The sequence below is a fragment of the Streptococcus orisasini genome (assembly GCF_001431045.1).
Lineage (GTDB): Bacteria > Bacillota > Bacilli > Lactobacillales > Streptococcaceae > Streptococcus > Streptococcus orisasini.
The window spans coordinates 1-26,512 of the sequence record NZ_BCLE01000018.1 but is presented as its reverse complement, the minus strand read 5'-3'; the positions used below and the strand labels follow the sequence as shown (position 1 = coordinate 26,512).

At 41.5% G+C, this 26,512-nt stretch carries 31 protein-coding genes; 2 read left to right on the top strand and 29 right to left on the bottom strand.

Translation table 11 applies throughout. The features are described from left to right. Positions 1-123: 123 nt before the first annotated feature. The 7 genes from celB to SCSH_RS03490 all read right to left on the bottom strand — a co-directional run bounded on the left by celB (position 124) and on the right by SCSH_RS03490 (position 6,906). Positions 124-1,485: a PTS cellobiose transporter subunit IIC gene (gene celB, locus SCSH_RS03520; RefSeq protein ID WP_057490512.1), complete on the bottom strand. Its 1,362-nt coding sequence runs from the start codon at positions 1,483-1,485 to the stop codon at positions 124-126. A 15-nt stretch (positions 1,486-1,500) separates the two neighbouring features. Beyond that, positions 1,501-2,019 carry a hypothetical protein gene (locus SCSH_RS03515; RefSeq protein WP_057490511.1) on the bottom strand — a complete coding sequence of 173 codons (519 nt, stop codon included), beginning with the start codon at positions 2,017-2,019 and terminating at the stop codon, positions 1,501-1,503. Positions 2,020-2,031: 12 nt separating this feature from the next. Next, positions 2,032-2,346 carry a PTS cellobiose transporter subunit IIA gene (locus tag SCSH_RS03510; protein WP_057490510.1) on the bottom strand — a complete coding sequence of 105 codons (315 nt, stop codon included), beginning with the start codon at positions 2,344-2,346 and terminating at the stop codon, positions 2,032-2,034. Positions 2,347-2,362: 16 nt separating this feature from the next. Further along, the gene (locus SCSH_RS03505; RefSeq protein ID WP_057490509.1) at positions 2,363-4,327 is read right to left on the bottom strand and encodes a BglG family transcription antiterminator; all 1,965 of its coding nucleotides are present in this window, start codon (positions 4,325-4,327) and stop codon (positions 2,363-2,365) included. Between the two features lie 50 nt (positions 4,328-4,377). Further along, positions 4,378-4,695 (bottom strand): PTS cellobiose transporter subunit IIB, encoded by a 318-nt coding sequence (locus SCSH_RS03500; RefSeq protein ID WP_057490508.1) that lies wholly within the window; start codon positions 4,693-4,695, stop codon positions 4,378-4,380. A gap of 357 nt (positions 4,696-5,052) precedes the next feature. Then, complete coding sequence (locus SCSH_RS03495; protein WP_082581940.1) at positions 5,053-5,388, bottom strand: hypothetical protein; 336 nt, start codon at positions 5,386-5,388, stop codon at positions 5,053-5,055. 84 nt (positions 5,389-5,472) lie between these two features. Further along, the gene (locus SCSH_RS03490) at positions 5,473-6,906 is read right to left on the bottom strand and encodes a 6-phospho-beta-glucosidase (protein WP_057490507.1); all 1,434 of its coding nucleotides are present in this window, start codon (positions 6,904-6,906) and stop codon (positions 5,473-5,475) included. Between the two features lie 331 nt (positions 6,907-7,237). Here SCSH_RS03490 and SCSH_RS03485 point away from each other — a divergent pair, with 331 nt between their 5' ends. Then, positions 7,238-7,903: an NAD(P)H-dependent oxidoreductase gene (locus SCSH_RS03485; protein ID WP_057490506.1), complete on the top strand. Its 666-nt coding sequence runs from the start codon at positions 7,238-7,240 to the stop codon at positions 7,901-7,903. Between the two features lie 59 nt (positions 7,904-7,962). Beyond that, positions 7,963-8,352: a lactoylglutathione lyase gene (gene gloA, locus SCSH_RS03480; protein ID WP_057490505.1), complete on the top strand. Its 390-nt coding sequence runs from the start codon at positions 7,963-7,965 to the stop codon at positions 8,350-8,352. 91 nt (positions 8,353-8,443) lie between these two features. Here the strand turns inward: gloA and smpB are convergent, their stop codons facing one another. The 22 genes from smpB to SCSH_RS03370 all read right to left on the bottom strand — a co-directional run bounded on the left by smpB (position 8,444) and on the right by SCSH_RS03370 (position 26,013). Beyond that, positions 8,444-8,914 (bottom strand): SsrA-binding protein SmpB, encoded by a 471-nt coding sequence (gene smpB, locus SCSH_RS03475; protein WP_057490504.1) that lies wholly within the window; start codon positions 8,912-8,914, stop codon positions 8,444-8,446. Next, positions 8,877-11,219, bottom strand: coding sequence for a ribonuclease R (gene rnr / locus SCSH_RS03470; RefSeq protein ID WP_057490503.1), 2,343 nt, complete (start codon positions 11,217-11,219; stop codon positions 8,877-8,879). Before rnr ends, smpB begins: the two co-directional genes overlap by 38 nt. A gap of 54 nt (positions 11,220-11,273) precedes the next feature. Then, positions 11,274-11,510 carry a preprotein translocase subunit SecG gene (gene secG, locus SCSH_RS03465; protein WP_057490502.1) on the bottom strand — a complete coding sequence of 79 codons (237 nt, stop codon included), beginning with the start codon at positions 11,508-11,510 and terminating at the stop codon, positions 11,274-11,276. A 50-nt stretch (positions 11,511-11,560) separates the two neighbouring features. Beyond that, positions 11,561-11,707 (bottom strand): 50S ribosomal protein L33, encoded by a 147-nt coding sequence (gene rpmG / locus SCSH_RS03460; protein WP_003087331.1) that lies wholly within the window; start codon positions 11,705-11,707, stop codon positions 11,561-11,563. Next, complete coding sequence (locus SCSH_RS03455) at positions 11,707-12,879, bottom strand: multidrug efflux MFS transporter (protein WP_057490501.1); 1,173 nt, start codon at positions 12,877-12,879, stop codon at positions 11,707-11,709. The genes rpmG and SCSH_RS03455 overlap by 1 nt, the downstream gene beginning before the upstream one ends. Before the next feature lie 157 nt (positions 12,880-13,036). Then, the gene (locus tag SCSH_RS03450) at positions 13,037-13,870 is read right to left on the bottom strand and encodes a class I SAM-dependent methyltransferase (protein WP_057490500.1); all 834 of its coding nucleotides are present in this window, start codon (positions 13,868-13,870) and stop codon (positions 13,037-13,039) included. Between the two features lie 16 nt (positions 13,871-13,886). Next, positions 13,887-14,483, bottom strand: coding sequence for a dephospho-CoA kinase (coaE, locus tag SCSH_RS03445; protein ID WP_057490499.1), 597 nt, complete (start codon positions 14,481-14,483; stop codon positions 13,887-13,889). Beyond that, entirely contained in the window at positions 14,480-15,301 is an 822-nt protein-coding gene (mutM, locus tag SCSH_RS03440; RefSeq protein WP_057490531.1) for a DNA-formamidopyrimidine glycosylase, read from the bottom strand. Before mutM ends, coaE begins: the two co-directional genes overlap by 4 nt. Positions 15,302-15,468: 167 nt before the next feature. Further along, a complete protein-coding gene (locus SCSH_RS03435; RefSeq protein WP_057490498.1) occupies positions 15,469-15,993 on the bottom strand; it encodes a DinB family protein in 525 nt (174 codons plus the stop codon). A gap of 49 nt (positions 15,994-16,042) precedes the next feature. Next, the gene (locus tag SCSH_RS03430) at positions 16,043-16,519 is read right to left on the bottom strand and encodes an NUDIX hydrolase (RefSeq protein ID WP_027976507.1); all 477 of its coding nucleotides are present in this window, start codon (positions 16,517-16,519) and stop codon (positions 16,043-16,045) included. Between the two features lie 104 nt (positions 16,520-16,623). Beyond that, complete coding sequence (locus SCSH_RS03425; protein ID WP_027976508.1) at positions 16,624-17,010, bottom strand: bleomycin resistance protein; 387 nt, start codon at positions 17,008-17,010, stop codon at positions 16,624-16,626. 15 nt (positions 17,011-17,025) lie between these two features. Next, a complete protein-coding gene (locus SCSH_RS03420) occupies positions 17,026-17,814 on the bottom strand; it encodes an alpha/beta fold hydrolase (RefSeq protein ID WP_057490497.1) in 789 nt (262 codons plus the stop codon). A gap of 385 nt (positions 17,815-18,199) precedes the next feature. Beyond that, entirely contained in the window at positions 18,200-19,096 is an 897-nt protein-coding gene (gene era, locus SCSH_RS03415; protein ID WP_057490496.1) for a GTPase Era, read from the bottom strand. Positions 19,097-19,326: 230 nt separating this feature from the next. Further along, complete coding sequence (gene dagK, locus SCSH_RS03410) at positions 19,327-19,734, bottom strand: diacylglycerol kinase (RefSeq protein ID WP_027976511.1); 408 nt, start codon at positions 19,732-19,734, stop codon at positions 19,327-19,329. Further along, a complete protein-coding gene (gene ybeY, locus SCSH_RS03405) occupies positions 19,718-20,212 on the bottom strand; it encodes an rRNA maturation RNase YbeY (RefSeq protein ID WP_057490495.1) in 495 nt (164 codons plus the stop codon). Before ybeY ends, dagK begins: the two co-directional genes overlap by 17 nt. 370 nt (positions 20,213-20,582) lie before the next feature. Further along, positions 20,583-21,284, bottom strand: a complete 702-nt coding sequence (locus SCSH_RS03400) for an HAD family hydrolase (RefSeq protein ID WP_057490494.1) — start codon at positions 21,282-21,284, stop codon at positions 20,583-20,585. 56 nt (positions 21,285-21,340) lie between these two features. Continuing rightward, positions 21,341-21,838, bottom strand: a complete 498-nt coding sequence (locus tag SCSH_RS03395) for a GNAT family N-acetyltransferase (RefSeq protein ID WP_057490493.1) — start codon at positions 21,836-21,838, stop codon at positions 21,341-21,343. A gap of 74 nt (positions 21,839-21,912) precedes the next feature. Further along, a complete protein-coding gene (locus SCSH_RS03390; RefSeq protein ID WP_057490530.1) occupies positions 21,913-22,977 on the bottom strand; it encodes a PhoH family protein in 1,065 nt (354 codons plus the stop codon). A gap of 154 nt (positions 22,978-23,131) precedes the next feature. Further along, positions 23,132-23,347: a YozE family protein gene (locus SCSH_RS03385; RefSeq protein WP_057490492.1), complete on the bottom strand. Its 216-nt coding sequence runs from the start codon at positions 23,345-23,347 to the stop codon at positions 23,132-23,134. Beyond that, positions 23,344-23,853 carry a peptide-methionine (S)-S-oxide reductase MsrA gene (gene msrA, locus SCSH_RS03380; protein WP_057490491.1) on the bottom strand — a complete coding sequence of 170 codons (510 nt, stop codon included), beginning with the start codon at positions 23,851-23,853 and terminating at the stop codon, positions 23,344-23,346. Before msrA ends, SCSH_RS03385 begins: the two co-directional genes overlap by 4 nt. Before the next feature lie 223 nt (positions 23,854-24,076). After that, positions 24,077-24,904 (bottom strand): PepSY domain-containing protein, encoded by an 828-nt coding sequence (locus SCSH_RS03375; RefSeq protein WP_057490490.1) that lies wholly within the window; start codon positions 24,902-24,904, stop codon positions 24,077-24,079. A 575-nt stretch (positions 24,905-25,479) separates the two neighbouring features. After that, positions 25,480-26,013, bottom strand: a complete 534-nt coding sequence (locus tag SCSH_RS03370) for a PepSY domain-containing protein (protein WP_057490489.1) — start codon at positions 26,011-26,013, stop codon at positions 25,480-25,482. Positions 26,014-26,512: the final 499 nt, after the last annotated feature.

Here is a 26,512-nt window from a genome sequence, read left to right as displayed (position 1 = left end):
TCTTTTTTCATGAAACAAAACGAAAAAAGCAACTTAAAAGCTGAGTAATTTTTGGCTTTTAAGTTGCTTTGCAATAAATTATAAAATTTTTTGTTAATCAGTCCTAGACTAGCCTAAATTTCCTTAAACAAGAGCTGTTTCACCTTGTTCTTCTCTGATTAATTTCTTATCATAATTTCTAATAAATGGATAGTAAACAAGGAAAGCGGCTAAAGCACAAACCAAGGCCAAAATGATGGCTCTCCAGTCTCCTGTACCGATGAACGCTCCAATACCAACTGGAGTTGGCCACGGAACATTGGCAAACACTGCCTTAATTAATTCAAGTTTCATAGCAAGATAATAAAGCGTTGCAGCAGTCATCGGCGCTAAAATAAATGGAATTGCTAGTGCTGGATTATAGATAATTGGAATCCCAAAAATAAGCGGTTCATTAATGTTGAAAATAGCTGGAACAACTGAAGCTTTACCAATAGCGCTTAATTGCTCTGATTTAGCACGGGTAGCTAACCAAATACAAAGTCCCAGAGTCGCACCGGATCCACCGGCGATAACAAACATATTAGACCACTCACCTGCAACAATATAACGTGTTCCTTCTTGAGCATTGCTGGCCATATTAGCAAGGGCAATGGGATTAACAAAAGCAAAGATAATATTAGCACCGTGAATCCCTACAATCCAAAGAGCTTGAGTTAGGAGATAAATGATCATAATGCCAATCCAAGTACCGGTTAGATTTCGTACAAAACTAAACGGAATAGAAATGACTTCAAAAATATCTGTTCCAAGCATAATAAAGATACCATTAAGAATAACGACAGCAAAACCAATCACAAATCCTGGTACCAAGGCAGTGAAACCACGAGATACTCCTTCTGGAACAGCTTCCGGCATTTTAATGACCCAATTACGCTTGACACATAAACGATAGAGATAAACAGTCAGAACCCCCATAATAATAGCAGTGAAGATTCCTGTTGTGCCAAAACGAGTAACCCCATTGCTGACAGCCCAGCCATCTGCAATAACTGCTCCATTTTTAAGCTGAGTAATAGATGACATTGACCCTTTATTAAATACAACTTGAGGAACAGTCATCAAAAAGGCAAAAAGAGAAAGTAAGGCACCGTTTAGAGGATTCATATTCAATTCTTCCTCTTCGGCATAAATTTTAGTCAATTCATACCCCATGGTCAAGACAAAATAAAGCGATAGTGCTCCCATAGTTGAATAATTAATAACCATGTACAAGGCAGTAAATTTATCAAATGAAGCTGCGAAAATATCTTTGATCACAGGCAAGAAAGAAAATGAAATCGGCAAAACACTAAAAACTAAAACCATTGAACCAACAATAGTAAATGGCACAACAGCCATCCCAGCAGCCGTAATAGCACGTACAATCTTGTATTGTGCAATAATACTCATTGGTCCCATAAGATACTTATCTAGGAAACCAAACAATCCTTTTTGTTCATCCATAAATTTTTCCTCCATTTAAATATACTTTTCAATATGGTTATGAAAACGACTGTAAAATTTGTCTTCGTTGGTCTTAATTTGTCTGATACGTCTGAGATTATACCAGCAGATAAGCAGGCCAAGAAGCTGCACCAGAACAAAAAATATGTGGGCCGACATCGTATCTGAAAAGAAAGGAACAACCGCTGGTAACTGCTGAGGAATCATCATAACAGCCAGCAACAACAATTCTACACTAACTTGAGTCTTGAAAGCCCGCTTAGTCTGTTCAAGATAAACCTCTTTAGCTCCGTAAAGCTTAAACTGCTCGGCGCAGGCTGCAATAATCAAAAACAGCAGAATCACTGGTAAAATGAGATAGACACTCGGTTTGTAAACCAGAGAAAGTCCCCAATAAAGATTTACAAAGAAAAATAGAGCCAGACTGTATCGAAACAGCAGATAGCGTGAAAACATGTTGTTTTTTAGGGTCATTTTTCGTTTTAACTGCTGGTTACCCGCCTTTTTTGACTCTCTGTTTAATTGATGAGACATCTCAATTCCTTTCTAATCAACTTTTTTATACAACTCCAGCATTTCAAGTGCTACTTCTCTCAGGGTCATCGTTGTCATCAAGTGGTCTTGGGCATGAACCATGATGATTTCGATTTTGATTTCTGTTCCGCCAGCATATTGCTGCAAAAGATCGGTTTGCGCCTGATGAGCCTTAAGCATCTCATCATTTGCATCTTCAAGCTTTTGCTCAGCTAGGGCGTAATTGTTGGCGCGCATAGCTTCAAATGCTTCATGAACAATTGAACGCGCATTGCCAGAATTTAAAATAATTTCAAAGGCTGCAACTTGTAATTCCTCTGTATCCATAAAAACCTACCCTTCTCTATTCAGATAAAAAAATTTCTTTAAAAGCCTCAAAAGACTCACTTGCAAGCAGCTTCTTCTGTACTTCTTTTTGGTCTGTCAAATCAACGATTCTTTTAGTAATCGCAGGCAGGCCTTCATTTTCATAAATAGACGGTGATACCAAAAATACTAGCTGGACATTGGTAAAATGCTTGTCCCACGCAATCCCCTTTTTGATAACTGCTACTGCAATTTTATGTATCTTATCAACCGCCTTAAGGGGATGAGGCACAGCAATCACATCACTAAAAGCCACAGTGCTCATCTCTTCACGCTGATGGACTAAACTGAGCATGCATTTGGTATAGTTGGCATCCTTTTTATCATTGAGACAGCTGACCATCTTTTTCAGAAGTTCTTCCTTGTCAGCACTGTCAAAAATCTGAAAATAAGACTCTGAAAAATAATCATCAAATACTTGTTCTAAAGCAACCTCGTCTTCAGGTTTGATTTTCTTAGGCGATGATTGCAGCGTCAGTATTTTTTCCTTAATCTGAGCAACTTCTTCATCTTTTAAAAAGACACTGACTGTTAAAACAGGAACAGAAAAGACCAGATTTGATAAATCAATGGACGAAATAATCAGATCAATATCTTGCAGTTTATCATTGCTGATATCGTAGTAACCAATCAAATCTACGATATGAACATAGGGACTTAGTTCGTTTTTTATACGGTTTTTGAGCATCTGGGCACTGCCATAGCCAGTAGCACAAATAACCAAAACATTAAGTTTATGTTCCTCTTTCTGCCGTTCCAAGGCTGCCATCAAATGAAGAGCGATATAGGCTATCTCATCATCCGATAAAGTATAATCTGCAAATGCAGACAAATCTCCCAGTAGTTCTTTGGTTAACTGAAAAACACTGCCATACTGCTCCTTAATGTCCGTCAGCAGAGGATTGTCCAGATGAACATCAATCTTTAAACGTTCTTCCAGCACTTCTAAGTGAACCAAAAGCCCCTCAATCAAGGTGAAATCATTTGCAAAGTGATAACCGTGGCGGCTGTCAATTTTCCTCAGCGCTTCAGTCAAATCATGCTGCATACGTATGTTGCCGTCTTTAGCTTTGGACGGCTGCTCACTGCTTTTTTTAGCAATCAGATGCAAAGCAATGTAATTGATTTCTTCTCGCGGAAAATCCCTTGCTATACGCTTTTTAATTCTTTTAAAAATACGCTCAGCCACTATAATTTCCTTATCAAACTTTTGGCTGTCAATAGCAATGGGAGAAAGTTCAAAACCATCAGTTACCCGTTTAATCGCAAGGGCAATGTGAACAATCAGATTTTGAATCATCAAATCTGACAACTTCAATTTTTCACTGCGGCATTCATCCAGAACTATAATGGTCAGCTCCTCAAAACTGATAGGTAGTTTAAAAAAATCATTGCTGACATACTGATGCAGATTTTTGAGGAAACGGCCACTGAAAAAATAATCCATAATGAACCGTCTTTTATCATGTTCGCTGCCCTTGATAAAAACTCCCTTATTAGCTCTGCTTTCAATTCTGAGATCGTATTTAAGCAGCTCTTTGCGGATTTTTTTGAAATCAGAAGACAAGGTAGAACGGCTAACATAGAGCTGATCCATCAGATCATCAAAGAAAATCTTATCTTGCTCAAAAATAAGTTTATTCAAAATATAATGATACCTGTCATTAATATCAATCATCTCTCTAACCTGATTTTTGTTATTTTCAGAGAGAAATGACAGATATTTCTGATCGTCTATCACCTTTAACTGATAGCCGTAACCTTGCTTGGCAATGATCTGAGCCCCCGTTTTCTGCGGTGAGTAAGTCATGAGAGATTTAATATGGGTTCTGGCTGTTCGATCTGAACAGGATAAATGCTCAGCCAACTCCTTACTCGTCACAAATCTGTCTCGGTGCTGAGATAAATAATTGACAATCAGCTTTTCTTTCTGGCCTAGCATAATTATCCTCCTTATCCTGTCCTTAGTTAGAATAACTATACTGCTGCTTTTTAAAGATTATCCTTGACCAACTTAGCCATCTTTTCAATACCCATAGGAATTGGAATATAGGCTTGCGGCGGAATTTGCACGATTGGTTTGTTTTGCTTGGCTGCAGCATCTGATAACTGTTTGAAGTTCATTTTTGTTTGAGGGCTGACAAGATAAAGATCGTATTTGTCAGCTTCAATGCGCTTTTGTCCTTCCGGAACGCCAACTGCATCCATTTCAATATCTTCACCTTGTTCTTGAAGAAGAGCCATCGTCTTTTTAGCAATCATCGAAGATGACATGCCCCCTGCACAGATAATTAAAGCCTGTTTTGCCATAATTGTTTCCTCCAATATTATTAATTTTCTTTACTTCTATTATATTTGTATTCGTTTACATTATCCATGGGTAATATTTCCGTAACGATACGGAAATCGATCTACCACAATAATTGCCTTTTCCGTAATGACCTGCAAATGAGCTAAGAATAGGCAGAAAGCTTAGCTCTTGTAATCTTTTCTTCAAGGAGTTAAGGCTTTCTTTCTGTCTGCTTACAGCAAAATATTCCAGCTGCATAACTATAGAGCCGGGCTTAACTGCCCGGCTCTATAATCTTGAAAGAAAATAAGCTCACGCGAGCTATCCCTTGCATGGACAGCGGTCAAAATAGCTCAGCATAACGCCTGCTAAACAATCTATACCAACTGACGGAAGGTCACGATAACATTTTTTAGCTTCAGCTGATATTCTCGCACGATTAATTCCCGTAATTTGACATCATTGATTGTTGATGCTACTGCAAAACCATCGGGAGTTTCAAATTTGATCGCCAAAACATCCATAATACTCTGATTTTGACGAATATTCGGTTTATCAATTCCCTTAAAACTAATAAAATAAGTGCTGGCCGGCTTACCATTTTTACCTTGATAGGTAGGAGTTATAGTTTTCTTTCTCACCTTCAAAATAAGATAGAATAACAAAGCCATAATAGCAATTGCAGATAAAATTTCTAGAATAGCATTCCACATAAAATTCGCCTGACTTTCTTCTAACAGCTATGGAGATTCTTTACTCGTAATGCCTTCCCTTAATGATGGCTAATAACTAAGATACTACAGCTCCTCACCATTTGAAGCGATAACTTTCTTGTACCAGTCAAAGGACAGCTTCGGCGAACGAGCGTAAGTTCCTGAACCATCATCATGCTTGTCCACATAGATGAAGCCATAGCGCTTGCGCATTTCACCAGTTCCAGCAGAAACAAGGTCAATACAGCCCCAAGGCGTGTAGCCCATGAGGTTAACACCGTCTTCATCGATAGCTTTGATCATCTCCTTGATATGGGCTGCCAGATAGTCAATACGGTAGTCATCATGCACCATACCATCTTCTGCCACTTGGTCGATAGCGCCAAAGCCATTTTCTACGATAAAGAGCGGCAGGTGGTACATGTCGGTAAACCAGTTGAGAGCATAGCGCAGACCTTCGGGGTCGATTTGCCAGTCCCACTCAGACGCTTTGACATAGTTATTTTTGACTAGGTCTTCTGTTTCCAGATAATCATAATGCGGATTATTTGGACGGTGGCTGTCAATGGCAAAGGACATGTAATAGCTAAAGCCGATATAGTCCACTGTACCAGCCAGTAAGTCAGCCTTGTCTTCTTCTGTCACATCCACTTTAATACCTTTACGTTCCCAGTATTTTAGGATGTGTTCTGGATAATAACCATGCACATGGACATCTGTAAAATAATAGCGTTTCTGCATGGCTTTTTGAGCCATCAGCACATCAGCTGGCTTACAGGTTGCCGGATAGATTGGACACATGGCAATCATACAGCCAATCTGCAAATCAGGATTAATGTCATGACCAATTTTTACGGCACGCGCAGACGCTACCAATTCATAGTGTGCAGCCTTGTACATGATGGCTTCGCGATCATCGCCTTCTTTGTAGACAATTCCTGAATTAGTAAAAGGTGCAAAATCTTCTTGATAGTTGGCTTGGTTATTGATTTCATTGAAGGTCATCCAGTATTTAACCTTGTCTTTGTAACGACGGAAGCAAACTTCCGCAAAACGAACAAAGAAATCAATGACTTTACGGTTGGTAAAGCCACCATATTCGGTCACAAGATGATAAGGCAACTCAAAATGCGACAAGGTCACAACCGGTTCAATCTTATATTTGAGACATTCATCAAAAAGATCATCATAGAACTGCAGCCCTGCTTCATTGGGCTCAGTTTCATTTCCCTTAGGAAAAATGCGCGTCCAGGCAATGGAAGTCCGAAAACATTTAAAACCCATCTCTGCAAAAAGTTTGATGTCTTCCTTGTAATGATGATAAAAATCAATCGCTTCATGGTTGGGATAATATTTTCCTGGCAGGACACCATTTGTGATTTCCCGCGGAACGCCGTGTCGGCCTGCTGTCATGACATCAGCAACAGAAATTCCCTTGCCGCCTTCCTGCCAGCCACCTTCCAGCTGATGGGCAGCAACTGCACCGCCCCAAAGAAAATTTTCAGGTAATTTAGACATAATTTTGCCTCCTTTAATCGTCTAGTTTACTTCTATTTTAGCAAACGGTTTCAACATTCACCATGGAGAAAATTTCCTTAAAGGCTAAGGAAATTATCATTTGCAGCAAGGAGTGATCTATTGAAGTATATCGTTCACTGCTGATGGCTGCCAAAACTGCTAGCTTTGAAAAGCCCGCTTTTTTCTGTACAATTTGCCTTATTTCGATTTGCAGCTGTAGCCAAGGATAATTGAAATCGGCACCTATAAAAATTGTTATAGTCTCTTTCCCCCTATTTTCATAAATTATGGTATGATAAATTTATCAAATGAAACTAAGGAGACATGGATCATGACTAAAGAAGACATTAAAAAACAAGTCCGTCAAGCTTTTGATCACCGTGTTGCCGTACGGGTTTACAATGACCAGAAGATTCCTAAAGAAGACATGGAATTCATCCTTGATACGGCCTGGCTCAGCCCGTCTTCTATCGGCCTTGAACCTTGGCGTTTTATCGTTTTGGAAGATGAGCAGGTCAAAAAGCAGCTCAAAGAAATTGCTTGGGGTGCTAAGTACCAGCTGGAAACAGCCAGTCATTTTGTACTGTCCATAGCCAGAAAAGACGTCCGCTATGATTCGGAAAATATCCGTCAAAGCCTGATCCGCCGCGGGATAAAAGAGGGGGAAGACATGGATGCCCGTCTCAAGCTCTATCAGTCTTTCCAAGAAAATGATTTGAAGATAGACAGCGAGCGTGCTTTGTTTGACTGGGCTGCTAAGCAGACTTACATTGCCATGGGCAATATGATGACAACGGCCAGCATGATTGGCATTGACTCCTGTCCAATCGAAGGTTTTGATTATGACAAGGCCAATCACATCTTAAGTCAAGCTGGTCTTATTAATCCTCAAACCGAAGGCATCGCCAATATGATTTCCTTTGGCTACCGCCTGCGGGATCCTAAACACCCTAGATCACGCAAGCCGCGCGAAGAAGTCATTACTTGGCCTAAGTAACAGCAGTTTTTCTGTTTGACTAAAACAGCTCAACCCTTAATTAAAGAAAGGAAAGACTTATGAAATTTTTACATACCTGTGTCCGCGTTAAGGACTTAGACGCTTCACTTAAATTTTATCAAGACGCACTCGGCTTCAAGGAAGCCCGCCGCAGAGATTTTCCAGAGCATAAATTTACGATTGTTTATCTAACTTTAGATGATGACCCTGATTATGAATTAGAGCTAACCTACAACTACGACCATGAAGCCTACGATTTGGGCAACGGCTATGGTCACATTGCTGTTGGAGTTGATGATCTGGAAGGCAGCCACAAGGCCCATCAGGATGCTGGTTACACTGTGACCGATCTGTCAGGTCTGCCCGGAAGACCAAAGATGTACTATTTTATCACAGACCCAGACGGTTACAAAATTGAAATTATCGATTTAAAAAAATTTAATGCTTAAGGCATAATAAAAAAAGCGGGAGATGTCTTTTCCTTTTAGGAATTGACTCTCTCGCTTTTTTAAATAGAAACGGTGTTAATGATACGATTTATTAAGCCCGCATGTTGACATTCTTCATGATACGCTTAATATTTCTTTCCTGCTCGCGGCGCTTGATGGTTTCGCGCTTATCGTAGTCGTGCTTTCCTTTTGCCAGACCCAGCAAAACCTTGGCAAAGCCATTTTTGAGATAGACCTTAAGAGGAACCAAGGTCATTCCTGAGCCTTTCAGTTCATTTTCCAACTTGGCAATCTCTTTCTTTTTCAGCAAGAGCTTGCGCGTGCGATCGGGATCCTGATTCCAGATATTACCCTGCTCATAAGGCGTAATGTGAACATTGTTCAGCCAAGCCTCACCGTTTTTGATCTGGGCAAAACCGTCTTTAAGCGTTATTCTGGCTGCCCGCACACTCTTAATCTCAGTCCCTGTTAGCACAAGTCCGGCCTCGTAGGTTTCTAAGATCTCATAATCGTGCCGTGCTTTCTTATTTTGCGCGACGACGTTTCCCTGTCCCTTTGCCATGCTTGCCTCCTTTCTTCACTGCCTCTTTGTAAAAAGGCTTTTTCTTTTTTGATTTCTTTTGTGAAAGAGCCGATTTTCTGCTCCGCTTAGCGGTTGTTGAGCTGCTGTCGCCACTGGGGCGTGAACGACGCTGCTTACCTTTTTTCGTCTGTGAAAGCTTCTCAATAACATCATTATCGCTGGGGATATAGTCAAAATCTATATCGCCGGTTGCTTTGTCAGCCTTGGTCACTTTCACTTTTATTTTCTGGCCAACACGGAAAACCGTACCGGATTTTTCCCCCTGAAGGCTGAGGCTGCGTTCATTAAAATGATAGAATTCCGGCAGGGTTGTTACATGAATGAGCCCCTCAATCGTATTTGGCAGCTCCACAAAGAGGCCAAATTTAACAACACTGGATACGACACCTTCAAACTCTTGTCCCAGATAATTTTCCATGTATTCAGCCTTTTTCATGGCTTCAACAGCGCGTTCAGCATCAATTGCCCGGCGTTCCAAACTGCTGCTTTGTGTTGCCATTTCAGGAATCCGCTCAGCAAAATGCTCTATTTTTTCAGCATTTGGTCTGTCATATTCGCGCACCAGGCGGTGTACCAAAAGGTCGGGATAGCGGCGAATCGGACTGGTAAAATGCGTATAGAACTCAGCTGCCAAGCCATAATGGCCGTGATTGTGCTCTGAATACCGTGCCTGCTGCATAGACCTCAGCAGCATCATTGAGAGCACTTCACTGCCGGGCTGACCTTCTATTTTTTTCATGAAATCCTGCAGGGCTGCCTGACTGATTTTATTAGCGGTACCCCGGATGCTGACACCAAAAATACTGGCATAATCCATAAACTGCTGTATCTTTTCGGCTTTGGGTTCTTCGTGAATCCGATAGATAAAAGGCAGCTCTTTCTTAGCAAAATGCTCAGCCACGCATTCATTGGCAGCCAGCATGAAAGATTCAATCATGCGCTCGGCAAGCCCGCGCTGGCGCAGCACAACATCCAGAGGAACACCTTTGTCATTGACCAAAATTTTAGCCTCTGAGGTGTCAAAGTTGAGGGCCCCGCGTTTCTCACGCATTTTCTCTAAAATCTTGTGCAGGGTCACCATATAATGAATAGAGGGCACAATCTTATCGTATTTCTCTATCAGTTCCGCATCACCGCTGATAATCTGATTGACATCGCTGTAAGTCATACGAAATGCCGTTTTGATAACCGTCTGGGTGATTTGGTAGCGGACAACATGCCCTTGTTTATCAATTTCCATAATGGCCGACTGAGTCAGGCGGTCAAGATTAGGATTGAGAGAGCAGATTCCGTTTGACAGACGCTCAGGCAGCATAGGCACCACCCGGTCTGTCACATAGACACTGGTTCCTCTGGCCAAAGCTTCGCGATCCAAAGCGGAGCCTTCCTTAACATAATAAGAAACATCCGCAATATGCACGCCAAGCTCAAAGTTGCCGTTATCCAGCAGTTTGATATGAACCGCATCATCCAAATCCTTAGCATCAGCCCCATCAATGGTAAAGGTAATCTCATCGCGCAGATCAAGGCGTCCAATAAAATCTTTGCTGCTTGGCTTTTCAGCAATAGCCTCAGCTTCTGCTAAAACAGCATCAGGGAATTCTGATACGATGTCCATGGACTCTAAAATTTCCAAAACATCTATGCCCACATCATCTTGATGGCCCACAATATCACGGACACTGGCAACGAAATAATCATGACCTCGTGTCGGATATTTTTCAATAACAGCCTTAATGATTTCAGTACCGTCTAACACAATGGGTTCTTTTTTGATGTAAATTTTTTGGCTGATTTTTTGATTTTTACTCTTAATATAGCCAGCATAATGCGGCTTTTCATCATCTAAAACAAAGCGGCCGACAACTGTTTTCAAGCTATGTTCAACGATGGTGACAACACGCGCCTCTGCAGCTGTCCCCTTAAGGCGGTCAGCCACTTTTTTAATGACCACTTCAACCCTATCGCCATCAATGGCATGACCGGTATCGCTCCGACCAATAAAAAGCTCCTCTTCTGTTTCATCAACACTCACAAAACCAAAGCCTGCCTTATTGGCCCGAAAAGTTCCTTTGATAGTAATTTGATCCTTTTTCGGCTGCTTTTTTCTCAGTGAAATGGTACCGTCCTGCTCAAAGCGCAGTTTTCCCTTACTTTCAAGACTGGAAATGGCCTTAATCAGTAAAGGGAAATTTTTAGCACCAGCCATCTTAAGACTGCTGGCTAAATCGTCAACACTTGACCTCCCCTTGTCCTGTAAATAGTCAATAATTTTTTCTTTCATTTTCTTTCCTTATTCGTTTCAAAAAAAATAAGCCAGACTAGGTCAAGCTCATTTTTATTTACTTGATAAAATCGCAATCGCTAAAGCAGTCACAAGCCAAAAAAAGACTAAAATTGCTGTAAAGCGCTGCATAAAGGCCTCAAAGCCCCGAGCTTTCGTACGTTCAAACAAGGCTTCTGAGCCGCTGTTATCAAAAACATTGCTGCTGGGGTTCTTTTGCGGTTGCATGAAAATCGCAATCACTAAAATCAAAGATAAGACCAGCAATATTGTTATTAAAAAGTTGTACATGTACTTACACTTCCTCCACTGTCATCTTAGCCATTCTAACATATTTCCTGCTAAGATTCAACATGCAGGGTTACTTTTCTTTCCTTGGGACAGTATTTGAGCACCTGAATTTTTTCAGGGTGATTTTGCTTATTTTTGCTGGTCAGGTAATTCTTGCTGCCGCAGCTCGAACATTGTAAATGAATCTTAATACGCACTAAATTTCCTTAACTTTCAAATAATGTCTAAAATTGATGAAACTCCAAGAGAAGTTCACAAAGACAATGGCACTGGTCACATAGAAAACCCAATCATAGCCCAGTCCTGCAGCTACGCTTGATCCGATAAAAGGCCCGATGACCTGCCCCATATTGGTAAACATCTGATTGTAGCTGAAAATACGCGAAATCCCTTCTTTTGGAGTGATCTTGGTTAAAAGAGAATTCACACTGGGCATCAAGGCCCCTGTTCCAAAGCCATACATGAACCGAAGCAGTCCCAGCTGCAGAGGTGTTTTTGCATGCGTAAATGAAATATACATGCAAAAGCTGTAAAAAAGGGCAGCCAGCAAGAGACGATGGTTCCCGATGCGATCTCCAATCTTCCCTAAGAGAGAACTGGATAACATGCTGGAAAAGCCCATACTGGATACAATTAGGCCTGATACAAACATGAGGTTGTCGGTCTGTCCCAAATGCCGAATGTAAAGTGTTAAAATCGGTGCAATGGACTGGGCCGAAATTTGGATAATCATGCTGGTCACAAAAAGACCCACCATGACTTGACGGTTCTTAATCTGTTTCAACAGTTCTCTGGTTGGCAGTTCATCGCTTCTTTTAACCGGTCTAAAATCCTCTCTAATCAAAAAGATGGTCATAAAATTCAACAGCAAAAGCAAACTGCCGACAAAAAGAAAGAGATTGCGAATGCCTAATAAATCAGCAAAATAACCGCCCAAAAGAGGACCAATCAAGGTGCCAGCTGTCACTCCCGTTGCCAGAGTACCCAGTGCATAGCCTAGTTTTTCCTGCGGAGCTTGCCCTGCAATCAAGGCTGTTGAATTAGGCACATAGCCTGCAAAGGCCCCATTGATAAGCCTTAAGGTCAAGAGCCAAAAGACATTGGGAACAAAGGCTAAGCCTCCCATGGTAAAGGCCATAACCAGACTGGCCCGAATCATCATGGGTTTACGCCCATAGCGGTCAGCCAGCTTTCCCCAAATAGGAGCAACCAAGGCTGAAGCCAGAGCTGACAGTGAGACTGACAGACCTGCATAGAATTCCACTCTGCTTGGATCAGCACCTAATTCTTCCACAAAAAGTGCCATGAAAGGCATAACCAGTGAAAAACTTGCTCCAGTCAAAAAATTACCAAACCAAGCGACTCTCATATTCTGCCGCCAATTGACAGTCACAATACTATGCGCTTCTATAATTCATCATCTTCCTTCTCTAAACTGCTTCATTATTATAGCACAAAAGGGATTTTTTGCTTAGCGATCCGTCTCATCTGAAACTGTTTTTATTTCCCTTCACAGCCAGTTAAGACTAGACTTTAGGCTTATGAGCGGCAATGAGAAACTGTAAGGGCAGATTTTGAGAACCCTTTTTGAGGACATAGCTGCCTGAACGCTCTTCCATCAAATCCGGCCAGATATTCCAAGCGGATTGCTGACTTTCATCAACCACATCAATCTGCAAACCTGCTTCAATCAAGGCCATAATAATTTCACTGAGTGCATGGTTCCACTGGTGATTGCGCGGATGCTGGATTTTTTCTGAAGACTCATCTGCTTCAATATAAGATCCTTCGTCTTCCCAAGTCATAGGCTCTGTCTGTTCAAAATAAGGCTGTTCGATTTTAAAGCCTTGACTGATATTCTCACCAAGGGTCATAAACATGGGATGGTCATCGCGAATGATAAATTTGCCGCCCGGTTTCAAAAGGCTAGCAACGACTCTGCCCCAAGCAGCAATGTCTGGCAGCCAGCACAAGACACCCAAGGACGTATACACCAAATCAAAGTCTCCCTCAATGGCTGACCTAGCATCATAGACATTTGCTTCTATAAATTCAATATTGGCATTGGCCTTTTCAGCTAGCTCTTTAGCACGCTTTAAAGATTCATCAGAAAGGTCTAGACCGACGAGACGCTCAGCTCCTAGACGTGCCAGGCTAATAGTATCTGTCCCTAGATGGCACTGGAGATGCACAACATCTTTACCTGTCAGATCTCCTATTAAATCCTTATCCTGAGCTACCTCGGGTGTTATATAACTTTTGTCTTCTAAGAGCTTGTCAATTCCGTAGCCTGACTCTTGATGCAGACGGGCACGGTCATTCCAGTTGACACGATTGTCTTCAAAATAATTTTCAGTCATTGCTTTTTCCTTTCAATCAACCATCTGCTAAACGTTTTAACTGCAGCTGGAGCTGCTGCAGAGTCTCTTTCGGACTGCCATTATTGTCAATAATAACCTGAGCAAATTTCTTCTTATTTTGTAAGGGCATCTGGGCAGCCAGCCGTTTAGCAGCCTCATCAAGACTGTAGTGATTGCGCTTCATCAAGCGCTCTAACTGCTTTTCCTCATCTACATAGACCAGCCAGATTTCATCAAACCAGTCCTGATAGTCCAGCTCCAGCAAAAGCGGAATATCCATAAAAAAGATAGACTCTTTAGCAGCCAAAGCATCACGCCTGTCTGCCAATTCCTCACGGATAATCCGATTTTGCAGCTTGGCAGATTTTTCCTGGTTTTCCTTGCTGGAAAAAATCAGCTGAGCCAATTTAGGTCTGTCCAACTCCCCGTCAGCTGCTAAAATCTCTGTCCCAAAGGCAAGAATGAGCGCCTGATAAAGTCTGCCTCCCTTTTTTTGCAGCTCATGCACGACCTGATCCGCATCAATAATCTGATAACCAGCTTGGCGAATGTGCTCCACAACCGTTGATTTGCCGGAGGCAATGCCGCCTGTAATTCCAATAATCTTGCTCATCGTTTTTGACAGGACGGGCAAAAATGCGTCCCGCGTCCTCCTACTTTGATTTTCTGAATCTCTGTTCCGCAGCGCGAACAAGGCTCACCAGATTTGCCGTAGACCTGTAAGTACTGCTGCATGGTTCCATCTTCACCAAGTGCATTGCGGTAGGTACGAATGGTCGAGCCGCCCTGCTCAATTCCCAGCTGCAAAATACGGATGGTTTCGTCATGGATCCGTTTGATTTCAGCTTTTTTCAGGCTGTCAGCCGAACGTTCTGGATGAACCTTGGCTGCCCACAATACCTCATCGGCATAGATATTGCCTAGACCGGCAACCAATTTTTGCTCCAAAAGCAGCGGCTTGATGGACTTATGAGAAGACAAGACAGCTCGCTCAAAGGGCGCCAGCTTAAAGTCTTTTTTGCTTGGCTCAGGTCCTATTTTCTTTTGTTTAAAATAAGCATTTTCAGCCGATTTTGCCAGCAGTTCAAATGTTCCAAACTTGCGGACATCCTGATAAACCAAGGTTGAGCCATCACCTAAGTGAAAGAAGACATGAAAGTGCTTATTATCTGGCGCCTGCTCGGGAAAGAGCAGATACTTGCCTTCCATGCGCAGATGCGAAATCAGCACCTGAGCGCCTAAATCAAAAATGAGATATTTGCCGCGGCGGCGCATAGAGTGAACTGTTTGGCCCGGCAAGTCCAGCCGAAAACTGTCAAAATCCGTCTTGACCATCTTGGGCACGCGCACATCTGCCGATACAATCTTTTTGCCAACAATCAAACGCTCCAAACCGCGTCTGACCGTCTCAACCTCTGGTAATTCGGGCATATCTAAGACATCAGGAGCAGCCGGAAAAACTGATAGAAACAAGGACAAGACAGAAAAATTTGATTTTCTAGGCTTCTTATCTTTTTCATCAGCTTTTCTTCTTGGAATCCAGGCTGCCCCTTCCTTTCTTTCATTAAATTTTTTATACTTTTTGGCTTTTTCAACAGCTAATCTGTTAATCCTAGTAGGCGTCTAGCATAGATGACCTGACCCGAATGCATGGCAGCATCATCAATGATCGACACCAGACGGGCACCGCGAGTAACCGCAGGCGTCCAAGAATCGTCCACAATATCATCAAGACTGTCTTCATCCAGCGACTTGAGGTAGTCTTTAGTAAGCTTGACAGCTGCATCCAAATAGCCCAGCACAAGACTTAGGTCATCCACCTGAACCTTTTGGGCTTCCTCCAAAGAATGCCGCCAGTCTGGCGTGTCATCAGGCAAGTCCAAATGAAACTTTTCTTTCCAGCCCTGACTAAACCAGATTAGCTCTGTATCCGCTAAATCAGAAATCTGCAAATCCATTTCCCGCGCCGTGTGCCAAGCCAGCCAGGTCATGGATTTAATTTGACCTGAAACTTCTGCAGCCGGGAAACGATTGGCCTCTTCAACTGTTACTCCTTCAAACAAACGCTCAAACCGTTCCTGTGCACGGTCAACACTTTCTACTAACATATCTAAATAAGTCATAACAAGTCCTCCTTCTGTCAAAGAAAATAAGCCACAATAGCCCAGCTCTTCAATGCCCCATAGCAAAGCTATTTTCAAAATACTCAGTCAACATCAGACGGTGCTTATCACTTACAGACTCCAGCTTCTCAATTTCTTCCTGAGAAAAGAAACGCAAGCGCAAAGTTTCTTCATTATGGAAATCAGAGATATCAAAGTCCTCCAATGCCTTGAACTCATAAATCATAACGATGGTCTGCACCTTATCACCATTGGGATAGATTTCCTCAAAATTGCTGTAGACATTCAAAAACCGTGTCGCCTCTACCTTGATACCCGTTTCCTCAAAAAATTCACGCTTGGCCGTGTCAAGTGTAGATTCACCGACCTCCATTGCACCACCTGGAATTGCCCAGGTTTTCTTATCACCTCGTAGTTGTAAGAGCACACGCCCATTCTTATCTGCCAAAATTCCACCTGCAAAAGTCAAAATCACCTTGTCATGTCCAACTTTTGAGCGTATATAGGAAATGTAGTCTGGAAACATATAGACTCCTTTTACTTTTAACAAAATTTTAAATAGGACATGAAACCTGTCTTATCGTTTTCAGACAAGAAACTTTACAGTCTAACCTCAGATATCACTCCGCCTCAATCACTAATCCGCCAGTAGTAACCATCAGGGTCTAGAATCGCAAATTCTTGAGGGCGAACCACTTCATTGCCCACACGAAATTCTCTGACTTTTAATTCCTGATGAATGGGATAACCAACTTCCTGAAAAGCTTGATATATGGCTGACACATCGTCCACACCTAAAGAAAAATTAAGTCCCTGCCCAAAGGGATAGGCCATCTGGTTAAGTTCTTCCTCACCTGCTTCTTCAATCATCAACTGGACATCTCCATAGGTAAGGAAATAAAACTTATCCTCAGGGCGGTCGTACGCTACTTTAAATCCTAGAAGATCAACGTAGAAAGCATAGGCCTTTTCAATGTCTGAGACAATCAGTTCTGGGATAAGTGTGTTGTATTCCATAGGCTTCTCCTCAATCTAGCAGCCTTTAAAGCACTGCAATTTCTCTGGAAATGCAGCTCCCTGTAAAAAGTACCTTACCAGCTGAATATGCGTATCAACATCACTAAACAGCCAAGCATGACCCTTATTGGGATAATAGGCACATTCACTGTTGGTATGTTGTCCTGCTAGTAGCTGATGCGATTGATGAATTGTCGCAGATTCCTTACCGCCTGAAACAAAGAAAGCAGGGTTATCAAAGTTTGCATTGACCTTTAGCAGATTAGCCTGTGACATAGCACGACGAAATGAACGCTTCGTTGATCTTTGTAAATCTTCAATAAACAGCTGACAGTCTTCTTGAGGAACCCCACTTTTAATCATCATGCTAGTCATGAGTTTTGCGATTAACTTAGTATTTTTTAAATATGACATAAAATAGACACCTGCAATGACTTTGCCATGTCCTTTTATGGGTTGATGACCGGCACCATCAACAATCACCCGGTCAATCAAGTCAGCATGCTTTTTCAGCAGACTAAAAATGAGGCAGGCACCTAGCGACAGTCCAACAAGGTGCGGTTTACCATGCGACCTGCTTTTAATCATTTCAGCAATGAGATCAGCGACTTCATCAAACCTTGTCCATTCAATATCTCGACTACTGCCATGTCCGGGCAAGTCAATGACAATACAATGAAAATCAGTTTGAAGTGCAGCCAAATGATGCCGCCACATCCTGCTGCTGGAACCAGAGGCGTGCAAGAAGATTATTGTTTGTTTCTGTTCTTGTCCTGTCTCTTCGATAAATAAGTTAACTGTCATTGGTCTGTTCCTTCACTAAGCTCAACTTGGACTGCGAATCTATTCGTGCCTCGCTTCCCCATTTCTGGGCTCGGGTTAAAAAGGTCCCCCGGACCTCATCGCTTTCTTATTTTCAGGCGATGGCCTAAAACAGTCCACTTGGCTGTACCTCACTCACCAGTTTTCCGGCTCATGCTCCTGCCACTTTTCTATTGCAAGATGGCAGTCATGAGTCTAGGATAAACGTTCCAAACGCTTTCAATTATACAGTACTAAACAATTGACGCAGTGGTTGATTGGAAGTCCTCATCCCTTGCTTCGCAAGTGATAGCGGTCATCCTAATCAACTGTGCGGAGGTGGGACGACGAAATCAATTTCTCCGAAATAATGATTTCTGTCCCACTCTCAGTACTCTTTCTTATTATAGCCGAAGTCTGCCAAGTCCAGTTTCTTATCACGCCAGTTTTTCTTGACCTTGACCCAAGTTTCAAGGTAGACCTTGTCACCCAGCATGAGTTCAATGTCGCGGCGTGCCATTTTACCAATCTTTTTGAGCATGGCGCCTTGTTTACCGATGATAATCCCTTTTTGACTGTCACGCTCTACCATGATGGTAGCGCGGATGTGGACCTTATCCGTTTCTTCGTCGCGTTTCATAGATTCGATAACCACAGCTACTGAGTGCGGTACTTCTTGCTCTGTCAATTTGAGAATTTTTTCGCGAATCATCTCAGACACCAAAAAGCGTTCTGGATGATCGGTAATCTGTTCCTCAGGGAAATACTGGAAACCTTCTTCCAGATTGTCCTTGAGAATAGTCATGAGGGTTTCCACATTATTGCCCTGAAGCGCTGAAATGGGAACAATTTCCTTGAAATCCATCTGCGAACGAAAATCATCAATCTGCTCCAAAAGCTGGTCAGGGTGAACCTTGTCAATCTTATTGATGACCAGAATGACAGGAATCTTGGCTGCCTTGAGGCGCTCCATAATCATATCATCGCCCTTGCCGCGCTTTTCATCGGCCGGCACCATAAAGAGCACCGTTTCTACTTCGCGCAATGTTGAATAAGCAGACTCCACCATAAAATCGCCTAGAGCCGTCTTGGGTTTATGGATTCCCGGTGTATCAATAAAGACAATCTGCTCCTCATCTGTCGTATAGATGCCCATGATTTTATTGCGCGTCGTTTGCGCCTTGTCACTCATGATGGCAATTTTCTGCCCCATGACATGATTGAGAAATGTTGACTTGCCGACATTAGGACGGCCCAAAATGGCTACAAAGCCAGATTTAAACATAAGATACAAAGGACGTTAAAAGCAAAGTAAAGATAATCAGCTGACAGAAAATCCTGATTTCCCGCAGTTGGTCTTTTTTACATGGCCTCTAGTCCGTGTTCAGGTCAGAACACAAACTCGTCCGTTCCTTTCATTTTTATTATTTCCAGTTTGAACTGCATTAGCAGTTGCTTTAAAGCAGCTAATAGATCATTATCACTCCTGCTGCTGACAAGAATCCAGCTCAGCTATTAGCCAAAAATCAAATCAATAATCTTTGGCACAAAAATAATCAGGCCGGTCAAAGCAGCAAAGCCTGAAATCATCAAAACAGCGCCAGCTGCCATATCCTTAGCATTTTTAGCCAGCATGGAAAAGTGATAGTCACTGGCTAAATCAACGACATTTTCAATAGCCGAGTTAACAATTTCAAAGGTAATGACCAAAAAAATACTCAGTAAAAGAAAAAGCCATTCGATGACGGACACCTTAAAAACAAAGCCTGCAATAACAGCTAACACAGCCGACACTGCATGCTTTTTCATATTGCGCTCTTCTTTGACAGCTGTAAGAATACCTGTCAGAGCGAATTCAAGGCTGGAAGTCAGAGTTCTGTTTTTCCATTTTTTTTGGCTTTGTTTATTATCTCTTAAGTCCATAGGCATTCAATATCTCTTCCTGTAGGCTGAACATTTCTTCTTCTTCTTGGGGAGTGTAATGGTCATAACCATTGATATGCAAAAAACCATGCACTGCTAAAAAGCCCATTTCACGTTCGAAACTGTGGCCGTATTCTTCAGCTTGTTCTCTGGCCTTATCGACCGAAATAAATAATTCACCGATATAAGAGTCAAATTCTGCCAGCATCTGCGCTAGATCAGGATTTTCTTTTAAATCATCTTCATCAAAGCTAAGGTTAGATTCAGGTTTATATTCAAGACTGATAACATCAGTAGGCCGATCTGTCTCACGGTAGAGGAGATTGAGCTCATGGCTGCGCTCGTTGCTGACAAAAGTGACGGCCATTTCCTTATCCTCTTTGCCTGTCTTTTCAGCAGCGAAATCCAAAATATCCAAGGTTTGCTTTTTGATACTTTCTGGAACCTTACCGGTCTCATCAATCATTTCAATATACATATCTCATGTAAAAGGCTGGATGCAGCAGAAATTCAGACAGTTAAACACAAAATAATCACGCTGTTCAGCCGCAGTTCAATCATGTAAAAGCTTACTGAACTGTCTTCAAATGTTCCTTAATCTTAACATGAACAAACAGAAAACTTATGCCAAACAGCGATTAAAGCTTGCTTTTAGCTTATCTAAATTTCAAGCAAGTCATCCGTGCTTGCTTACACGTAAGCCAGCCTTATCCTTCCTGCTCTTCTAATCTTATCACTTTATTATACCATAAAGCCCTTACTTTCTAAAGAAAAGAAAAAGCCCTGACTTGTTGATTGGGCTTTGTGACTTCTTTGCTTGCGCAGTTTCAATCCGGCAGACAGTGACATTACTGTTTAATCGTTTTTAACAGCGGCAGCAGCTCAGAGCGATGCTGCAGAGTATAATCAGCATGGATTTCTTTTTGTGATGGCAGGTGGTTTCTGTGGTTGAGCCAGATAGACTTCCAGCCGGCATTATGGCAGCCGACAACATCATTTTCAAAAGAATCCCCCACATAGTAAATATCAGCTGATGACAGCTGCAGTTTCTCAGCTAATAAATCAAAGATTTCCCGCGATGGTTTGGCAAGTCCGACTTCTCCTGAAATCAGCACATTTTCCCGAGGAATCCAGCGAAAAAGATCCAAACTGTTAATCTTCTTGAGCTGGTGCTGATGGGGACCGTTGGTAATAACTCCCATCACAATACCTGCTTGCCGGCAGTAGGCAAATACTTCCTTGAATTCTGAAGAAAGCGCCAGCTGACCCTGATAACGGCTGTAGTCTTCTTGAACAATCAAGGCTTCATCGCCTGATATTTCCAGTCCAAAATCAGCCAGTGCTCTTTGCAAACGATAGATATGACTGGCTTTCAGCGTCATCTCTCCGGAAAGAACTGCATCAAAGGCCTCATCTGAATACTTCCTGCTGGCAATATAAATAGGCTCCAGCAAATTTTCAGCTACCTTTAAATGATTTTCCAATGCCCTTTTAAAAGGCTGAATTTGATCATACAAAGTATCATCAACATCAAAAATCAATGCTTTCATTAGTTTCTATCACCCTCAGATTTCTGCTTAATACCGTTTACCCGTATCCTTACTGATTAGTTTAACCATTTCTCCATTGGAACAACCGTATACTGTTCCTGCTTAACCTCAGCTCCTGCAGCTGTAAAACCCAGTTTTTCCCAAAAACCTTGTGACTGAGGATTCCCTTTAACATAGGCCAAGCGTGCCTTTTGAAAATTTTTTGAAAAATGGTCTAATACTTCTGTCATAAGTTGGCTGCCGATTCCCTTTCCCTGATAAGCCTGATTAATCATAAACAGACCAATAAACACCGTTTGTTCATCAGGATAGGCTAGAACAAAATCCATAACGGCCACCAAGTCTTGTTTATTCCAAAAACCAAGGAAAAACTTGTCCGCACGAGACTTTCCCTCGGGCAATTGCTGCATGTCTTCTCTGACACTTTCCAGACTCGGATTGGGCGGACAGTAGTGAAAATACAGAGGATTGCTTTTGTATAAGGCTAAGACATTTGGAATATCCGCTTCCATCAGTCGGCGGCAGCTGTAAGACTGAGATAATTTTTCAATCATTCTTTACATTCTGCCTCCTTAAGTTCTTCTGCAAGCGAAGCCGCCCAAGTTCAGTCGTGTGCAGTTTATCCAGATTAACTAAGAGAACTGTCTTGGTCATCTGCTGACTCCTTGGCTGGCTCACCTAAAGTTTCATAACTAGCAAGTCCATCCTGCTTTCTGTGAGAAGCCTCATCTTCCTCCTCAGCTGAATGTTCATAAGCATTGATAATCTCAGCAACCACAGGGTGTCTGACCACATCTTTAGCTGACAGATAAACAAAATCAATCTGTTTGATATTTTTTAGTTTTTCAGCAGCATCAACCAAGCCTGATTTGACATTTTTAGGCAAGTCAATCTGGCTGATATCCCCATTGACAATCATCTTAGAATTAAAGCCCAGGCGAGTCAGGAACATTTTCATCTGCATGATGGTAGTATTTTGCGCTTCATCAAGAATAACAAAGGCATCATCAAGCGTGCGGCCGCGCATATAAGCTAAAGGTGCGATTTCAATAATCTCACGCTCCATCAGACGGGCAGTCTGCTCCTTGCCCAAAATACGGTAAAGGGCATCATAAACCGGACGCAGATAGGGGTCGACTTTTTCCCTTAAATCCCCCGGCAAAAAGCCAAGGCTTTCACCGGCTTCAACAGCCGGCCGCGTTAAAATAATCCGTTTGACCTGCCCTCTTTTCAGAGCTGTTATGGCCAGTGTTACAGCTAAGAATGTTTTCCCCGTTCCGGCAGGACCGATGCCAAAAACAATATCATGATTCTTGACGCTGTCCACATAGACTTTCTGTCCCAATGTTTTAACACGAATGGGCTTGCCATAAGAATCCTTGATAATTTCCTCTTCATAGAGAGCTACAAATTTATCAATGCTGCCATTTTGAGCCATGGAAAGGGCTGTGACAACATCCGACGTATTGATAATCATACCCCGGCCAACCAAAACAAGCAGCGCTTCAATGGTCAAGCGGGCTAAATTAACAGCTTCCTCACTGTCTCCCAGAATCTGCACCCGCTCTGTTCTGGCATGAATAATGACGCCGAGCTGTTCCTCAATAAGCTTCAAATGGCGCTCATTGGAACCAAAAAGGCTCATCAGGTCGTCGGGATGGTTTAAGGTAATATCAACAGAATAATCTTGCAAAAGCGGCTCCTTTATTATATGTTTAAGGGAACATGTCAAATCGCTCTTTTGCGGCCAAAGCCGATAAATAAAAAACTTTTTTGACAGGTAGCCCTGTTTCATCTTCTTGCATTTGGTATTATTATATCAAAAAATCACGCTGACCGCGTGACTTTTAATGTGACAGATAATCTTCCCAAATCTTATCAAATTCACTCAGATTAAAAGAAAAGTTTGCCTCATCTTCTAAATAGCGGCTGACTTTTTCAAAATTATCCGTATGCTTAGGAAAAGTCGTGTCTTCAAAAACCAAATCCGCTAAAAGGGCAGCAGGTGCTTTGGATTTGGGGTTGCGCTGAGTCATGAGCCAAGTGTAAAAAGATTTTCTCATTGCCAGTTCTCCTTTAAAAATTGGTGACGGATTTTACTACTTACCGCGTAACGCTCAGGATTTTTTCGATAAAAAGCCTGATGATAGTCTTCTGCTTCATAAAAGGGCTGTGCTGGTTCAATGCTTGTCACAATAGGACGGTCAAACCGACCTGAAGCCTGCAGAGCTTTTTTAGATTTCTCGGCGATTTCTTTTTGCCTTTCATCAAAATAGAAAATAACAGGACGGTAGTTATCCCCGCGATCTTCAAACTGTCCAAAAGCATCGGTCGGATCAGTCTGCTGCCAGTAAAGTTTCACAAGATCAGCATAAGAAATCTTACTGTCATCAAAGATAATTTCTACAGCTTCAGTGTGCCCCGTTGTATGGCTGCAAACCTGCTCATAAGTTGGATTGGCAACATGTCCTCCTGTATAGCCTGATCGGACAGACAAAATACCTTTCTGTTCTTCAAAAGGCTGAACCATACACCAGAAACAGCCACCTGCAAAAATTGCCCTCTGCATAATTTTATCTCCTTGTTTAACTTCCATCATTATAACAAAAATTTAGATGGCTGGATAACAAAAATGAATACAAATAAAAAGCTGATAACTGTAAAACTGTCTTTTATCACGATTTTTCAAGGCTAAAATACTAAAGCTAATAATAAATCATGAAATCGAAAAAGACCAAACTGGATTTTCCAGCTTGGTCTCAGGTCTTAAAATTAATACCAATAAGTTGGGCTTATTCATACTCATCATTAAGATCTTCGTCATCATCATCGTCGTCGTGATGTTTTTGATTATTATGATCCTCATCATGATCTTCCTCGTCATCATCACAGTCTTGATTTTGATGATCTTCGCTATGCTCAGCAGAATTAGAATCGCTACCTGCATGCACATTTGAATTCGTATCAGCTTCTGTCGTTACATTAGAAACAGTACTTGCTTCTGTGCTAGCTTGAGTGCTAGCCTGCGTTTCAGCACTAGTTGCTGCTTCAGTGGTTACAGAACTATTTGAATTCGAATCTGTTGCTGCTTCGCTGCTGGCAGCATTGGATGTTCCTGTGCTAGCTTGAGTACTTGCCTGCGTTTCAGCACTAGTTGCTGCTTCGCTGCTGCTAGCATTGGATGTTTCTGTGCTAGCTTTAGTGCTTGCCTGTGTCTCAGCACTAGTTGCTGCTTCAGTACTAGTAGCTGAATCTGTTTGGCATTTGCGCTGATTGTCTTTTTCATCATCATCGCTATCCTTCTCAATGATGCTGCCATTATGTCCGCTGATAACATAATCGTACTCTGAGTGACTGCCTTTAAATTCGATTTTATAGACAAATTGATCATTGACTTGATCTTCATCTACTTTAACAGATTTAAAGTAACTTGCATCATAACCACAATCTTTCAAAGCAATAGATTTAGCTTGATCAGCTGAAATACGTGTTTGACATTCTCTCGGATGCGGCTGACAATCCTTATGAGTTTCGGCAGAAACTGCGGAACTTCCTAACATCGCTGCTGCTAATCCTAGTGAAGCCACCATTGTTACTGGTAATTTTTTTGCCAATTTCATGAAATGAATTCCTCCTCTAATAGCTCGTGAGAAAATTTTTAAACATCTCACCTTAGCTAGGTTGCTGTTATAAAACTCATAAATCTTATAACATTGTTCTAAAGAATATGATTGCTGTTTTCCGGAATGAACAAGAATCTAATCCTTTAGAGAAGCTGGGCAAGACTCATCCAATATTTCTATTTTGGAATAAGCTCTTGACACAGTGGCCGATGCCGATTAAAAAGGTCTGGGGAGAGACCGTTTCAGGTCACCACCTTAAAACCAGAACGTAGTGAGACCCAAAATTTTCAATTTTGGGGTTGACCTCACTCCCATGCCACCCATTCTACAAATCTGTATAAACCTTGTCAATCCTTGTCACCGAGCTTTTAACTTATATGACATTCTGATAACAGGCTTTTTAGTTGTCACTCTAACTTAAAAAGGAAAGCAAATCAATAATTTCACAAAACACTTACAAATCATCTCAAAATAATTAAGCAACTATTGTCCTCTTTTTACATAGTCTCTTATGCCAAAAAGCCGAGCTGGAAAGCCAGCTCGGTTGTCTTATCGTATTAAATTTATATAAACTAATTGGTTTCCTTAGCAGTGATTGTTCCGCTGAGTGCATTGACAGCGTAACGATATTCAAGTCTGCCATGTTTAAATTCAACCTTGTAATTAGGAACATCATTATCAGATCCAGCTTCTACTTTCAAAGATGACACTTGCTTTTCAGTAAGTCCTGCATCTCCCAAAGCAATTGATTTTGCATCATTAGCAGATATTTTCACTGCCTGTTCTTGTGCATCTGTATGATTTTCATCAACATCAATATCTTTTTCAGTGATAACACCAGTTGCTGCATCAATAGTATAATCATAATCTGACTGATCGCTACGAAATTCTACTTCAAAAACTGGGACATCATTATCAGAATCTTGATGCACTTTTATAGAATTAACTTGATTTGCTTTTAGCCCTGCATCTGCCAAAGCGATGGTCTTTGCTTGTTCAGAACTAATAGCTTGAACTGCTGATGCTGAATGAGCACTGACAAAGGCTGCCCCAGCTAATCCCAGTGAAGCGGCCAATACAATCGGCAATTTTTTAGTTAATTTCATGTCATTTGCCCCCCTTTTACTTGGATGACTAAAAATATTAGAAGTTTCACAAAAACAACTAATAAATATAAGGCAAGAGTATCAAACACATTATCCGGAATCATGTTAATTGATAACTCTTGCCTTTATTTTATAATCTTAAATTTTAATGTCAAGAAAAAATTTTCTTGCAAAATCCCTTCAAACCCTTTATTACATAAGCATTTCCCCAACAAACCGCTTCACCAACCAGCTTGCACTTCACTGATATCTGAACTTTACAATTTTCCGACAAAGTATAACAAATTTTTTAATAACTGCCATGTTTTTTTAATATATTAATTTTTTATCGTAACAGTGTTAAAATTTGAAAATGTTATTTTCGATTTATCTTAGTAAATAGTATCTATCTAAACAAGAAATTCCTACAAAAGATAAGCCTTTTTGAACACAAAAAAATCTGAACTATAAACCAGTCCAGATTCAGACTGAAGAAAAAGTCAATTTTTATCAAAAGAAT